This is a genomic window from Citrobacter sp. XY323, assembly GCF_025106035.1.
GTDB lineage: Bacteria > Pseudomonadota > Gammaproteobacteria > Enterobacterales > Enterobacteriaceae > Citrobacter > Citrobacter braakii.
In genome coordinates this window covers 93,770-106,823 of record NZ_JANYUK010000013.1, presented here as the reverse complement: position 1 = coordinate 106,823, position 13,054 = coordinate 93,770, and the positions used below count along the sequence as shown (strand labels likewise).

Annotated in this window: 14 protein-coding genes; 7 read left to right on the top strand and 7 right to left on the bottom strand. The window is 52.9% G+C overall.

Translation table 11 applies throughout. From position 1 onward, the window contains the following. Nucleotides 1–3 precede the first annotated feature (3 nt). The 3 genes from N0B36_RS17940 (at nt 4) to ghrB (ending at nt 3,290) form a co-directional block, all read left to right on the top strand. A complete protein-coding gene (locus N0B36_RS17940; protein ID WP_046275780.1) occupies nt 4–942 on the top strand; it encodes a sugar kinase in 939 nt (312 codons plus the stop codon). Between the two features lie 70 nt (nt 943–1,012). Then, complete coding sequence (locus N0B36_RS17935; protein ID WP_200051999.1) at nt 1,013–2,293, top strand: MFS transporter; 1,281 nt, start codon at nt 1,013–1,015, stop codon at nt 2,291–2,293. A 22-nt stretch (nt 2,294–2,315) separates the two neighbouring features. Continuing rightward, complete coding sequence (gene ghrB, locus N0B36_RS17930) at nt 2,316–3,290, top strand: glyoxylate/hydroxypyruvate reductase GhrB (protein WP_259688773.1); 975 nt, start codon at nt 2,316–2,318, stop codon at nt 3,288–3,290. A 58-nt stretch (nt 3,291–3,348) separates the two neighbouring features. Here the strand turns inward: ghrB and N0B36_RS17925 are convergent, their stop codons facing one another. Continuing rightward, entirely contained in the window at nt 3,349–4,059 is a 711-nt protein-coding gene (locus N0B36_RS17925; RefSeq protein ID WP_016154915.1) for a DUF3053 domain-containing protein, read from the bottom strand. A 380-nt stretch (nt 4,060–4,439) separates the two neighbouring features. Here N0B36_RS17925 and N0B36_RS17920 point away from each other — a divergent pair, with 380 nt between their 5' ends. The 3 genes from N0B36_RS17920 to cueP all read left to right on the top strand — a co-directional run bounded on the left by N0B36_RS17920 (nt 4,440) and on the right by cueP (nt 5,948). Continuing rightward, on the top strand, nt 4,440–4,730 hold the full coding sequence (locus N0B36_RS17920; RefSeq protein WP_016157726.1) for an HTH-type transcriptional regulator: 291 nt from the start codon (nt 4,440–4,442) through the stop codon (nt 4,728–4,730). 279 nt (nt 4,731–5,009) lie between these two features. Beyond that, on the top strand, nt 5,010–5,222 hold the full coding sequence (gene cspA / locus N0B36_RS17915) for an RNA chaperone/antiterminator CspA (protein ID WP_000014594.1): 213 nt from the start codon (nt 5,010–5,012) through the stop codon (nt 5,220–5,222). 186 nt (nt 5,223–5,408) lie between these two features. After that, nucleotides 5,409–5,948 carry a copper-binding periplasmic metallochaperone CueP gene (gene cueP / locus N0B36_RS17910; RefSeq protein WP_046275781.1) on the top strand — a complete coding sequence of 180 codons (540 nt, stop codon included), beginning with the start codon at nt 5,409–5,411 and terminating at the stop codon, nt 5,946–5,948. A gap of 63 nt (nt 5,949–6,011) precedes the next feature. Here the strand turns inward: cueP and glyS are convergent, their stop codons facing one another. From glyS to N0B36_RS17895, 3 genes are all read right to left on the bottom strand, one after another. Beyond that, entirely contained in the window at nt 6,012–8,081 is a 2,070-nt protein-coding gene (glyS, locus tag N0B36_RS17905) for a glycine--tRNA ligase subunit beta (RefSeq protein ID WP_259688714.1), read from the bottom strand. Between the two features lie 9 nt (nt 8,082–8,090). Continuing rightward, the gene (gene glyQ / locus N0B36_RS17900; protein WP_001168551.1) at nt 8,091–9,002 is read right to left on the bottom strand and encodes a glycine--tRNA ligase subunit alpha; all 912 of its coding nucleotides are present in this window, start codon (nt 9,000–9,002) and stop codon (nt 8,091–8,093) included. A 95-nt stretch (nt 9,003–9,097) separates the two neighbouring features. Then, entirely contained in the window at nt 9,098–9,406 is a 309-nt protein-coding gene (locus N0B36_RS17895; protein ID WP_259688702.1) for a YsaB family lipoprotein, read from the bottom strand. Nucleotides 9,407–9,579: 173 nt separating this feature from the next. Between N0B36_RS17895 and N0B36_RS17890 the strand changes: the two genes are divergently transcribed. Then, on the top strand, nt 9,580–10,575 hold the full coding sequence (locus N0B36_RS17890) for an acyltransferase (RefSeq protein WP_259688701.1): 996 nt from the start codon (nt 9,580–9,582) through the stop codon (nt 10,573–10,575). 40 nt (nt 10,576–10,615) lie between these two features. Here the strand turns inward: N0B36_RS17890 and yiaA are convergent, their stop codons facing one another. The 3 genes from yiaA to xylB form a co-directional block, all read right to left on the bottom strand. Beyond that, nucleotides 10,616–11,053: an inner membrane protein YiaA gene (gene yiaA, locus N0B36_RS17885; RefSeq protein WP_016154922.1), complete on the bottom strand. Its 438-nt coding sequence runs from the start codon at nt 11,051–11,053 to the stop codon at nt 10,616–10,618. Further along, on the bottom strand, nt 11,054–11,422 hold the full coding sequence (yiaB, locus tag N0B36_RS17880) for an inner membrane protein YiaB (protein WP_103766986.1): 369 nt from the start codon (nt 11,420–11,422) through the stop codon (nt 11,054–11,056). Between the two features lie 166 nt (nt 11,423–11,588). After that, the gene (gene xylB / locus N0B36_RS17875) at nt 11,589–13,043 is read right to left on the bottom strand and encodes a xylulokinase (RefSeq protein ID WP_016157731.1); all 1,455 of its coding nucleotides are present in this window, start codon (nt 13,041–13,043) and stop codon (nt 11,589–11,591) included. Nucleotides 13,044–13,054: the final 11 nt, after the last annotated feature.

The following is a 13,054-nucleotide window of genomic DNA, read 5'->3' as shown; positions in this document are numbered from 1 at the left end:
CACATGAAAAATTCACTGGATGCGGTCACTATTGGTGAAGCGATGGCGATGTTTGTCGCCACGCAAACCGGCGAACTGACGGATGTAGAACAGTTTATCAAGCGCGTTGCAGGCGCTGAACTCAACGTGGCGACCGGTCTTGCTCGTCTGGGCCTGAAGGTCGGCTGGGTGAGCCGCGTAGGCAATGACAGTTTTGGTCGTTTTATCGTTAAGTCGCTGGAAAAAGAAGGGATTGATGCGCAGGGAGTTACCCAGGACGGGCGTTACGCTACCGGCTTTCAGCTTAAATCTAAGGTCGAAAATGGAACCGATCCCATTGTGGAGTATTTCCGCAAAGGTTCCGCCGCCAGCCACCTCAGCGTTGAGGATTATCATGAGGACTATTTCGCCAGCGCGCGCCACTTGCACCTGAGCGGCGTGGCGGCAGCGCTTTCTGCCAGCTCCTATGAACTACTGGCGCACACCGCCCGCACGCTGAAAGCCCAGGGGAAGACCATCTCGTTCGACCCAAATTTGCGTCCGGTGCTGTGGAAAAGCGAAGCCGAGATGGTGGAAAAACTGAACCGGCTGGCATTCCAGGCTGACTGGGTTTTACCTGGATTAAAAGAGGGGATGATTTTAACTGGCCAACAGACTCCTGAAGCCATCGCCGACTTTTATCTGCGTCACGGAGTGAAGGCCGTGATCATCAAAACCGGGGCTGATGGTGCCTGGTACAAAACAGCCAGCGGTGAACAAGGTTGCGTTGCACCGGTAAAAGTCGACAACGTGGTCGATACGGTCGGCGCAGGCGATGGCTTTGCCGTGGGCGTTATCAGTGCCCTGCTGGAAGGCCGTTCGCTGCATCAGGCGGTGACCCGCGGCAATAAAATCGGCGCACTGGCCATTCAGGTTCAGGGCGACAGCGAAGGATTACCCACACGTGAACAATTAGGGGAATAAACTCCCGGCCAACTCTGTCTCTGTACCCTACATACAGAGGCGGCGTATCAGCATAACCAGAGGGCAGTCTATGAATAGCTCAACTAATGCAGCAAAACGCTGGTGGTACATTATGCCAATCGTGTTTATCACGTATAGCCTGGCGTACCTTGACCGTGCGAACTTCAGCTTCGCCTCCGCCGCCGGTATCAACGAGGACCTCGGCATTACCAAAGGGATCTCTTCCCTGCTGGGCGCTCTGTTTTTCCTCGGCTATTTCTTCTTTCAGATCCCAGGCGCGATTTACGCAGAACGGCGCAGCGTACGAAAACTGATTTTTGTCTGTCTGATCCTCTGGGGCGCATGCGCGTCGTTAACCGGTATGGTCAGCAATATTCCAATGCTTGCTGCCATCCGCTTTATTCTTGGCATCGTTGAAGCCGCGGTGATGCCCGCAATGCTGATTTATATCAGCAACTGGTTTACGAAATCCGAGCGCTCGCGCGCTAACACTTTCCTGATCCTCGGTAACCCGGTTACCGTCCTGTGGATGTCTGTGGTTTCCGGTTATCTGATCCAGGCGCTGGGCTGGCGGGAAATGTTTATCATCGAGGGCTTCCCGGCCATCATCTGGGCGTTCTGCTGGTGGGTATTGGTAAAAGACAAACCGTCTCAGGTCGGCTGGCTGTCAGAATCTGAAAAAGCCGCCCTTCAGGCGCAACTGGAAAAAGAGCAGCAAGGCATCAAAGCCGTGCGTAACTATAGCGAGGCCTTCCGCTCACGTAACGTCATCCTGCTGTGCATGCAGTATTTCGCCTGGAGTATTGGCGTCTATGGTTTTGTCCTGTGGCTACCGTCGATTATCCGCAACGGCGGCGCAAATCTGGGCATGGTAGAGGTTGGCTGGCTGTCATCCGTACCTTATCTGGCGGCGACGGCGGCGATGATCCTTGTCTCCTGGGCCTCCGATAAGCTGCAAAACCGTAAACTGTTTGTCTGGCCGCTGTTATTGATAGCCGCTTTCGCTTTTATCGGCTCCTGGGCCGTGGGTGCAGACCACTTCTGGATTTCTTACACGCTGTTAGTTATTGCGGGTGCGGCAATGTACGCCCCATATGGCCCCTTCTTCGCCATCATCCCGGAAATGCTGCCGCGCAACGTCGCCGGGGGTGCAATGGCGCTGATTAACAGCATGGGCGCGCTAGGCTCATTCTTTGGTTCATGGTTTGTCGGCTACCTCAATGGCGCAACCGGCAGCCCATCCGCCTCGTACATTTTTATGGGGGTAGCGCTTTTTGTCTCAGTATGGCTAACTTTAATTGTTAAGCCTGCTAATAATCAGCAATTACCTATTGGCGCACGCCACGCTTAAATTTTAACTTACGGAGATTCGCATGAAGCCGTCCATTATTCTCTATAAAGCGTTACCTGACGATTTACTGCATCGCCTGGAAGAGCATTTTACTGTGACTCATGTGCCTAACCTGCGCCCGGAAACGGTCGCACAGCACGCCGAGGCTTTTGCCAACGCGGAAGGTCTGCTGGGTTCCAGTGAAGCCATCAATACCGCCCTGCTGGAGAGGATGCCCAGGCTTCGTGCGACATCCACGATTTCCGTAGGCTATGACAACTTCGACGTCGATGCCCTCAACGCGCGTAAGGTGCTGTTGATGCACACGCCAACCGTGCTGACGGAAACTGTCGCCGATACGGTAATGGCGCTGGTGTTAAGCACCGCTCGCCGCGTGGTAGAAGTTGCTGAACGGGTGAAAATTGGCGAGTGGACCAAAAGTATCGGGCCGGACTGGTTTGGTACGGATGTACACCACAAAACGCTGGGGATTGTCGGCATGGGCCGTATTGGTCTGGCGCTGGCGCAACGCGCGCATTTTGGTTTTAGCATGCCGATTCTTTATAACGCGCGCCGTCATCACCAGGAGGCGGAAGAACGCTTCAACGCGCGTTACTGCGACCTCGATACGCTGTTGCAGGAGTCCGATTTTGTCTGCCTGATCCTGCCGTTAACCGAAGAAACGCATCATCTGTTTAGTACCGAACAGTTTGCCAAAATGAAGTCCTCCGCCATTTTCATTAACGCCGGGCGTGGGCCGGTGGTCGATGAAAAAGCGCTGATTGCCGCCCTGCAAAGCGGGGAAATTCATGCCGCAGGCCTGGATGTGTTTGAGCAGGAGCCATTACCGGCAGACTCACCGTTATTAGCGTTGCCAAACGTGGTAGCCGTACCGCACATAGGCTCAGCGACGCATGAAACGCGCTATAACATGGCGGCCTGTGCGGTGGATAACTTAATCGATGCGCTGCAAGGACGCGTTGAGAAGAACTGCGTGAACCCGCAGGTCGCGCCATAAACAAAAGGCCGGGTAGCGCTTACGCTTACCCGGCCTTTTATGTATTACAGCGCCTTCATTACTGAGCGGCATTCACCGCAGCAGTCCAGGCCTGATTAAATGCCTGATGCTGAGAGGCCAACGGGCCAATCAGCGTGTTGTACTGACTTGCCTGCTGTGAAGTTGGAAACTGAATACCGTTAGCGACAAAGCTCACCTGCGTATCCTGCTGTGCCACAAAATCACCGACCTGTACTAACTGCTGCGTGAAGATTTGCGCGGCAGGGATCAGCGGCTGTAGCGCCTCTGAAGGTACAGTGACGACTTTATTGTAGACCTGGTCAAAGACTGGCTTCAGATCCTCGCCCTGCTTCAGCGCGCCATGCGCAGCATCTGCCTGCAGTTTCGCATTCTGCAACTGTTGCCCTAACACGCCCAGCGCACCATTTGCCTGACGCAGCGGTTCACGCTGAGTCACATAATCCTGAGGAACACGAATCGCATTTACGCTATCAACCACCGGGCGCAGACCGGAGTCCATTGCCTGATTAACCTGCTGCGAATAGCCATACAGAATCGCGTAATCGGACACAAACGGGCCAAACTGTTTTTTCTGATCGGCGGTCAGCGTTGGTAAACGCTCTCCGCTACGCATTGCAGTATTCTGCAGAAAATCGATAAACGCTTTGCGTTGATCGCCTTCTTTATCAAAACACCCACTCAGGCCAACTACCATTAAGAGCGCCAAAACAGGCGCAAACCAGCGAGAGCAGGATTTACCTGTCGCCATTTTAATACTCCTTTCACCCAAAAATGCGCACAACGACACCCGCGTGCCTGACGTTGACAAGGATAGTCCAGGTCAGCCCCGCAAGATACCCTTTCCGCGTAATCTTGTGGGGGAAAATAACCGCTCCCGCCACCCATCGTTTTGCTAAACAATGCGCCATTTACCACACGACGTCATATTTTAGTCATCTTTACAATCGGGATCGATCGTTCGCAGATCACGACCTTTATCAGTTCGTTAGCCTGCAAAAGATTGTCGACCCCGATCCGCTGAAACGAATCCATCACACAAACCTAAAATCCGGCTTCATTTTTTCCGACTACTCTTAATGAGCTTCGATGAAATTCACGATCCCGCTGTGTGATTTGTAGGAGTTCTCAATGGAATACAAAGATCCTATGTTTGAACTGCTGAGCAGTCTGGAGCAGATTGTTTTTAAAGATGTATCGCAGACGGTTACTCTGACGCAAAAAACCAACCCTTTCACCGAATTTGAACAGCTACGACGAGGGACAGGTTTAAAAACAGATGATTTTGCCCGAGTTATGGGCGTGACGGTCGCGACGGTTCATGAATGGGAGTCTAAACGTGTAAAGCCTTCCAATACCGAATTGAAGTTAATGCGCCTGATTCAGGCAGACCCAAGATTAAGTAAGCAACTGATGGATTGAACTATTTTTCAATTTTACTTATGAACGGTCCTGTAAAAGGGCCGTTCCCTTAAGGGGGTTGTCCACAAAAAAGAAAATAGTAGTTGCATCCACATGCGTAAAATGAGTTAATGCCCTCAACGGTTTGACGTACAGACCATTACAGCAGTTAGTAAGGCAAGTCCCTTCAAGAGTTATCGTTGATACCCTTCGTAGTGAGCATTTCCTTTACTGTTAAAAAATCTGTAAAGCACGCCATATCGCCGAAAGGCACACTTATTTTTTAAAAGGTAATACACTATGTCCGGTAAAATGACTGGTATCGTAAAATGGTTCAACGCTGACAAAGGTTTCGGCTTCATCACTCCTGACGATGGCTCTAAAGACGTGTTCGTACACTTCTCTGCTATCCAGAACGATGGCTACAAATCTCTGGACGAAGGTCAGAAAGTTTCCTTCACCATCGAAAGCGGCGCTAAAGGCCCGGCAGCTGGCAACGTAACCAGCCTGTAAGCTTAAAAGCTCAAAGTTCTGAATCCCTGCCAAACGGCGGGGATTTTTTTTATCTGTACTTCGCAAGACTCCCCGCCCAAACGCTTCTTTGCATTACTTTACCCGTCCTCCCTTTGACCTTTCCCTAAGGGCAAGCTTTATAGTGAGCCAGTCTGTATTCCACAATATTCACAAGGAATTGAAGTTATGTCGAAATCCTCACTGCTGCTGGTTTTAGGTTTGCTCACAACCGGTAGCGCGTTCGCAGCAACTCCGGAAGCTGCTTTTCTGGCGGAACACGGGCTCAGCGGTAAATCCGTCGAGCAAATCGTCGAGACCATTGACCAGTCGCCACAGAACCGCCCGCTGCCGTACTCAGCATCTATCACCAGTACCGAACTGAAGCTCTCTTCGGGCGATCAGATTTATACCCTACCGCTCGGTGACAAGTTCTATCTGTCATTTGCCCCCTATGAATGGCAAACACATCCTTGCTTCAACCACAGCCTTTCTGGCTGCCAGGGCGAAATGCCGGAGAAGGCATTCAATGTCAAAGTGACGGATAACAAGGGTGAGGTGGTGGTACAAAAAGTGATGAAGAGCGGTCGAAATGGCTTCGTCGGGGTATGGCTACCGCGCAATATGGCAGGCACAATCGCGGTAAGTTACAACGGTAAAACAGCGGAGTATCCCATCAAGACGATGGAAGACAGCCAGACCTGTCTGACAAAATTACAACTGCGCTAACTACATACAAAAAAGCCGGATGGCACAATGCTTATCCGGCTTTTCTAAGTCAGCTCAGGAGCGTTACTGCAGCAGAGAAATATCCGCTACGCGCAGGAACAGTTCGCGCAGTTTTGCGAGCATAGACAGACGGTTAATACGCAGATCTTTATCTTCCACGTTGACCATCACTTTCTCGAAGAACGCATCAACCGGTTCACGCAGTTCCGCCAACTCAACCAGCGCTTCCTGGTAACGACCAGCTGCAAAGACAGGCTCCAGCTTATCGCGCAGCACCACAACCTGCAGCGCCAGCGCAATTTCTTCCGGCTCTTTCAGCGTTGCCGAATTTACGCGGTCATTCAGCGTCTCTTCAGACTTCGCCAGGATGTTCGATACACGCTTGTTCGCTGCAGCCAGCGCGGACGCGGCGTCCAGCGTACGGAAGTGCGAAACCGCCTTCATACGTGCGTCGAAATCAGCCGGACGAGTCGGACGACGCGCCAGTACTGCCTGAATGGTATCGACGGTGAAACCTTCATCCTGATACCAGGCGCGGAAGCGACCAAGCATAAAGTCGATCACATCATCCACCACGTTGGCGTTAGTCAGCTTGTCGCCATACAGACGAACAGCTTCTTCGGTCAACGTTTGTAGATCCAGATTCAGGTTCTTCTCAACGATGATACGCAGTACGCCCAGCGCGGCACGACGCAGCGCAAACGGGTCTTTGTCGCCTTTTGGATGCTGACCGATACCGAAGATACCCGCCAGGGTGTCCATCTTATCGGCAATCGCCACGGCACAGGCAACCGGGTTAGACGGCAGGTCATCACCGGCAAAACGCGGCTGATACTGCTCGTTCAGCGCCACAGCGACATCTTCCGCTTCACCATCGTGACGCGCGTAGTGCATGCCCATCACGCCCTGAGTATCGGTGAACTCGAAGACCATGTTGGTCATCAGGTCGCACTTGGACAGCAGGCCAGCACGCGTTGCGTGGTTAACGTCAGCGCCAATCTGACCAGCAATCCAGCCCGCCAGCGCCTGGATACGGTCAGTCTTGTCGCGCAGCGTACCCAGTTGCTGTTGGAACAGCACGGTTTGCAGACGCGGCAGATGGTCTTCCAGACGTTTTTTACGGTCAGTATTGAAGAAGAATTCGGCATCCGCCAGACGTGGACGAACCACCTTCTCGTTACCGGAGATGATTTGCTGCGGGTCTTTGGATTCGATGTTGGCAACGAAGATAAAATTCGGCAGCAGTTTGCCGTCGTTCGCGTATACCGGGAAGTACTTCTGGTCACCTTTCATGGTGTGTACCAGCGCTTCGGACGGAACAGCGAGGAATTTTTCTTCGAACTTCGCGGTCAGCACGACCGGCCATTCCACCAGCGAGGTGACTTCTTCCAGCAGGCTTTCACTCAGATCGGCGTTGCCGCCAATTTTACGCGCCGCGTCTTCGGCATCGGCTTTGATTTTGGCTTTACGCTCAGCGTAATCCGCAATCACTTTGCCGCGCTCACGCAGAATTTCTGGGTACTGATCGGCATTATCGATGGTGAACTCCGGCTCGCCCATAAAGCGATGCCCGCGGATCACGCGATCGGACTGAATACCCAGAATAGTTGCCGGAATAACTTTGTCGCCCAGCAGCAACGTCACGGTGTGAACCGGACGCACGAAGTGAACGTCAGACGCGCCCCAGCGCATCAGTTTCGGGATCGGCAGCTTCGCCAGTGAGGTGGCGATCATGTTCGGCAGCAACGCTTCAGCGCTTTCGCCTTTCACATGCGCGCGATACAGCAGCCACTCGCCTTTGTCGGTGGTCAGACGCTCAGCCTGATCAACCGTGATGCCACAGCCACGCGCCCAACCTTCGGCCGCTTTGCTCGGTTTACCTTCGGCGTCAAACGCCTGGGCGATAGCCGGGCCGCGTTTTTCTACTTCACGGTCGGGTTGTGCTTCAGCCAGGGCAGCGACTTTCAACGCCAGACGACGCGGCGCGGCGAACCACTCCACGTTGCCGTGCGCGATGCCAGCATTATCCAGCTCCGCGGTAAAGTTCGCAGCAAAGGACTCAGCCAGGCTGCGCAGTGCTTTTGGTGGCAGCTCTTCAGTGCCGATTTCCACCAGAAAAGTTTTCTCAGACATGGCCGCCTCTTATTTGTCTTTGTTGCACATCGGGAAGCCAAGGGCTTCACGGGAAGCGTAGTAAGCTTCTGCCACTGCTTTGGTCAGGGTGCGAATACGCAGGATATAGCGCTGACGCTCGGTGACGGAGATGGCTTTACGCGCATCCAGCAGGTTGAAGCTATGGGCGGCTTTCAGAATACGTTCATACGCAGGCAGCGGCAGCGGATTTTCCAGCGCCAGCAACTGCTGCGCTTCTTTCTCGTACTGCTCGAAGCAGGTGAACAGGAAGTCCACGTCGGCGTATTCGAAGTTGTAGGTGGATTGCTCCACTTCGTTCTGATGGAACACGTCGCCGTAAGTGGTTTTACCCAGCGGGCCGTCGCTCCAGACCAGGTCGTAAACGCTGTCTACGCCCTGAATGTACATGGCCAGACGTTCCAGACCGTAGGTAATTTCCCCGGTCACTGGTTTACATTCCAGACCACCAACCTGCTGGAAGTAGGTGAACTGCGTGACTTCCATGCCGTTCAGCCACACTTCCCAACCCAGACCCCAGGCACCCAGCGTTGGGTTTTCCCAGTTATCTTCTACGAAACGGATATCGTGAATGGTCGGGTCCATACCCAGCTCTTTCAGAGAACCCAGGTACAGCTCCTGAATGTTGTCCGGAGACGGCTTAATCACTACCTGGAACTGATAGTAGTGCTGTAAGCGGTTCGGGTTTTCGCCATAGCGGCCGTCGGTCGGACGACGAGAAGGCTGCACATAAGCAGTCGCCATCGGTTCCGGCCCCAGCGCCCGCAGGCAGGTCATTGGGTGAGATGTCCCCGCGCCGACTTCCATGTCCAATGGTTGAACGATGGTGCAGCCCTGGCGAGCCCAGTAATCCTGTAAGGTCAGGATCAAGCCCTGGAAGGTCCTGGTATCAAACTTTTGCATATTATTTCGTGCTGGATACGTGTGGATTTAAAGGAAGCGGTCAGTATACCCGCTGGCTGCAAGATATACAGTACGAAACGGGAAAAAGGGGGAACTTAGCGCATGGAAAGGTGTAAAAACTGCCCGTCTGCATCAAAAGAGCAGACAAAACTCTCTTTACGGAAGGTAGAACCACGCATCTCATAGCTGCCCTGAAATTGTTCCAGACCGGAGATATCAATTTTCTGCACACCAGTGTTGTAGATTTGTACCGCCTCATTTTTACACAGTGACTCCATATCCAGCGAACGTGTTGCACTGACTTTGATCTTTTGCGCCTTCTGCGCGGGTGCAGGCGACTGGGTGTCGGCGCACGCAACCAGTAAAAGGGTAACGATCGCGGAAAAGAAATACTTCATCATCATTTTATTACCGCCTGGTTTGCTGGTCAGTCTTATTATTAAGTGTCTGGAAACGGATGCTATTTTGAGAATCTCATCAGACCATCTCAAGCTTTAGCGTAAGAACTCGGATTTTTCCAGTGAGCTACGCTCGCAAAATTTCGGTCAGACTTTTTTTAATGAATACAGAGGAACTGATGCAGCCCAAAATATTCTGGATTGATAACCTGCGCGGGATAGCCTGTCTCATGGTTGTGATGATCCACACCACGACCTGGTACATCACCAATGCGCAAAGCGTCAGCCCGTTGAATTGGGATCTGGCCAATGTGCTCAATTCAGCTTCTCGCGTCAGCGTCCCGTTGTTCTTTATGATTTCGGGCTATCTGTTTTTTGGCGAGCGCAGCGCCAAACCGCGCCATTTCCTGCGCATTGCGCTCTGCATCCTGTTTTACAGCGGCGTGGCGCTGGCCTACATCCTGCTGTTTACCTCGATCAACGCTGAGCTGTCGCTGAAAAACCTGCTGCAAAAGCCGGTGTTCTACCACCTGTGGTTTTTCTTCGCGATCGCCGTAATCTACCTGGTTTCCCCGCTGATACAGGTAAAAAATATCAGCGGCAAGATGCTGCTGGCGCTTATGGTGGTGATTGGGGTGATTGCCAATCCCAATACCGTCTCACAAAAAATTGGCGGTTTTGAGTGGCTTCCCATCAACCTGTACATCAGTGGCGACACGTTCTACTACATCGTGTACGGTATGCAAGGCCGAGCGATTGGTATGATGGATACGCACAAGCGCGCGCTTACCTGGCTCTGTGCGGCGTTGTTTATCACCGCAGTGTTTATTATTTCTCGAGGCACGTTGCATGAACTGCGTTGGCGAGGCAATTTTGCCGATACCTGGTATCTCTATTGCGGCCCGGCGGTGTTTATTTGTGCTGCCTCCCTCCTGACGCTGGTCAAAAATACGCTCAGTACGCGCACTCTGCCGGTACTGGGCCTTATTTCCCGCCACTCCCTGGGCATTTATGGCTTTCATGCGCTGATCATTCACGCGCTACGCACCAACGGTGTAGAACTCAAAAACTGGCCGCCGCTGGATATGCTATGGATTTTTAGCGCCACGCTGGCGGGAAGTTTACTGTTGTCTGTAATGTTGCAGCGCATCGATACGCGCAGACTGGTGAGCTAACAATAAAAGCCCTCGATCGGTAACCATCGAGGGCATATGATCACTCCGTAAAATCGTCTGCGACTGCCAGCGTTTCTTTTGGATGCTCAAAGCCACTATCACGGATATTTTTCTGCACCGCAACGGTACCAAACAGGCTCAAAAAGAAGGCCAGGCCGTAAAACCCTTTCTCGTTTAGCAGCAGCGTGGCATTCCACAAACCGATAACCAACAATGCAACCGCAATAATAAACGCGGCAAGGCAGGTTATGTAGTAAATCGGCGTAGTCGGGATCCCCTCATATTTATCCCGTACCGTCTTTTGATACGACGCAGCAGAAAACAAACCAAGCACCAAAACAGCAAAGTAATACCCCTTTTCGTTCAACTGCATATCGGCATTCCACAACCCCAGCAGATAAACCACAATGCCGCCGAGAAGCGCGACCCATGACACAATACTAAATGCCGGTGAATAAGTTGATGTCCTGTTTTCCATTTAGAGGTCCTGTCCTTTAGATAAATATTCTGCTGAACGCATGAGTAAAACTTGCCCCAGTAAACATACGATGAATGCCACCGGGAACAGCCCCTTTTCGAGGGGGGATAATGGGACATTCAATACGCCCACCAACAGCACCCCGACCGTGATGAGCGCCACCATCTGACATACAGAGGCGAAGTGTTCATCGTTCTGATTGAGATTTTCTGCACGCTGATAAACGTACGTCACAAACATTCCCGTCATCAGCACGGCGAAAAAATAGCCTTTGCTACTCAATAACGGGCATGCCCGCCATAAGCCAATAACGTAAATAAATGCACCAGAGAAGAATAATATCCACGGCAACAGCCTTGTCGTCTTCATTGGGACCTCCTTATCCATCATGGATACAATATGAATAACCCGCTAAAGACAACACAGAAAAGGTCACTACGCCGGACTTTCAGAATAAATTCATGCGCGCTAATTATTAATTAGATTGAAATATATATTTGATAAATCCCCTCTGTTTACCAGAGGGGATTTAGGGTCAGGACATCAGCGGGTGTAATTGCTGATAGATTCGGCGGAAGGTTTCCCGACGCTGTTGGTAAAGGGCATGGCGCTCGGCATCAGGATAATGCGCCTGCTCCAGCGTAAGCTGAGGTAGAAGGTCTGATAATGGCTGCTGCGGATTAATGGCAATCTGCGCCAGACGCGCCGCACCGAGAGCAGGACCAACATCGCCGCCGGTACGGTAATCCAACTGCAATCCGCTGATGTCAGACAGCATCTGACGCCAGTATTCGCTGCGCGCCCCGCCGCCAATCAGCGTAATGCTGGAGGGCTGCACGCCGCAGGCGTGTACCACGTCCATACCCTCAGCCAATGCAAAACCAACGCCTTCCAGCACCGCCTGTGCCAGCTCCGCCGGACCATGCTGATGCGTCAGACCGAAAAATACGCCCTTCGCCTGCGGGTTGTTGTGCGGCGTACGTTCACCGGACAGATAGGGTAAAAACCAGACCGGCTCAGCGTGTTCATCCGCCTGTTGCGCTGCGGCAATCAACGCAGGAACGCTCGCCAGTCCGGTTAATTTTGCCGCCCAGTCCAGGCAGGATGCCGCACTTAGCATCACGGACATCAGGTGCCATCGTTCAGGCAAGGCATGGCAAAAGCTATGGACCGCGCTTTCCGGTTTGCTGAGAAAGCCGTCGCTGACCGCAAAATAGACCCCGGAAGTACCCAGCGATAGCATCGCCTGACCGGCATTCATCATGCCCACGCCAACCGCCCCCGCTGCGTTATCCCCACCTCCGGCGACCACCGCAACCTCCTGCATTCCCCAGGCCCTGGCGACTGCTGGCAACAATGTTCCGGTAATCTCACTGCCTTCATAGAGCGCAGGCATATGCGCACGAGTCAGCTTACAGGCTTCCAGCATGACATCACTCCAGTCACGCTTCGCAACATCCAGCCACAGGGTACCAGCCGCATCAGACATATCGCTGGCGAAATCGCCGGTCATACGCAGGCGCAGGTAGTCTTTCGGCAGCAGGACTTTATCAACCCGGCTAAAAATCTCCGGTTCGTGGCGCTGTACCCACAGCAGCTTTGGCGCGGTAAAGCCAGGCATCATCAGGTTGCCGGTGATGGCACGAGACTGCGGAACCAGGCTCTCCAGCATGACGCACTCTTCGGCGCAGCGACCATCGTTCCACAGGATAGCCGGGCGCAATACCTTCTGTTGTTCATCCAGTAGCGTCGCGCCGTGCATCTGTCCGGCAATCCCCAACGCTTTCACCTCGCGAAGTGAATGCTGCCGACCCAGGGCTTTCACAGCGCGATCCGTTGCCAGCCACCACTGCTCAGGGTCTTGTTCTGACCATAACGGGTGCGGACGCGAGACGGTGAGTTTCTCCGTTTGCGAAGCGACCACATCGCCCTGCTCGTTGAGCAGAATGGCCTTTACGCCTGATGTGCCAAGATCTATCCCGATATACATAGGGCATCGTT

What these genes read in the sequence shown, in the direction of transcription:
- ghrB (WP_259688773.1), top strand. Translation starts at nt 2,316, where the DNA reads ATGAAGCCGTCCATTATTCTCTATAAAGCGTTACCTGACGATTTACTG.
- N0B36_RS17925 (WP_016154915.1), bottom strand. Translation starts at nt 4,059, where the DNA reads ATGGCGACAGGTAAATCCTGCTCTCGCTGGTTTGCGCCTGTTTTGGCG.
- N0B36_RS17895 (WP_259688702.1), bottom strand. Translation starts at nt 9,406, where the DNA reads ATGATGATGAAGTATTTCTTTTCCGCGATCGTTACCCTTTTACTGGTT.
- cueP (WP_046275781.1), top strand. Translation starts at nt 5,409, where the DNA reads ATGTCGAAATCCTCACTGCTGCTGGTTTTAGGTTTGCTCACAACCGGT.
- glyS (WP_259688714.1), bottom strand. Translation starts at nt 8,081, where the DNA reads ATGTCTGAGAAAACTTTTCTGGTGGAAATCGGCACTGAAGAGCTGCCA.
- N0B36_RS17935 (WP_200051999.1), top strand. Translation starts at nt 1,013, where the DNA reads ATGAATAGCTCAACTAATGCAGCAAAACGCTGGTGGTACATTATGCCA.
- yiaB (WP_103766986.1), bottom strand. Translation starts at nt 11,422, where the DNA reads ATGAAGACGACAAGGCTGTTGCCGTGGATATTATTCTTCTCTGGTGCA.
- N0B36_RS17890 (WP_259688701.1), top strand. Translation starts at nt 9,580, where the DNA reads ATGCAGCCCAAAATATTCTGGATTGATAACCTGCGCGGGATAGCCTGT.
- glyQ (WP_001168551.1), bottom strand. Translation starts at nt 9,002, where the DNA reads ATGCAAAAGTTTGATACCAGGACCTTCCAGGGCTTGATCCTGACCTTA.
- xylB (WP_016157731.1), bottom strand. Translation starts at nt 13,043, where the DNA reads ATGTATATCGGGATAGATCTTGGCACATCAGGCGTAAAGGCCATTCTG.
- N0B36_RS17940 (WP_046275780.1), top strand. Translation starts at nt 4, where the DNA reads ATGAAAAATTCACTGGATGCGGTCACTATTGGTGAAGCGATGGCGATG.
- yiaA (WP_016154922.1), bottom strand. Translation starts at nt 11,053, where the DNA reads ATGGAAAACAGGACATCAACTTATTCACCGGCATTTAGTATTGTGTCA.
- N0B36_RS17920 (WP_016157726.1), top strand. Translation starts at nt 4,440, where the DNA reads ATGGAATACAAAGATCCTATGTTTGAACTGCTGAGCAGTCTGGAGCAG.
- cspA (WP_000014594.1), top strand. Translation starts at nt 5,010, where the DNA reads ATGTCCGGTAAAATGACTGGTATCGTAAAATGGTTCAACGCTGACAAA.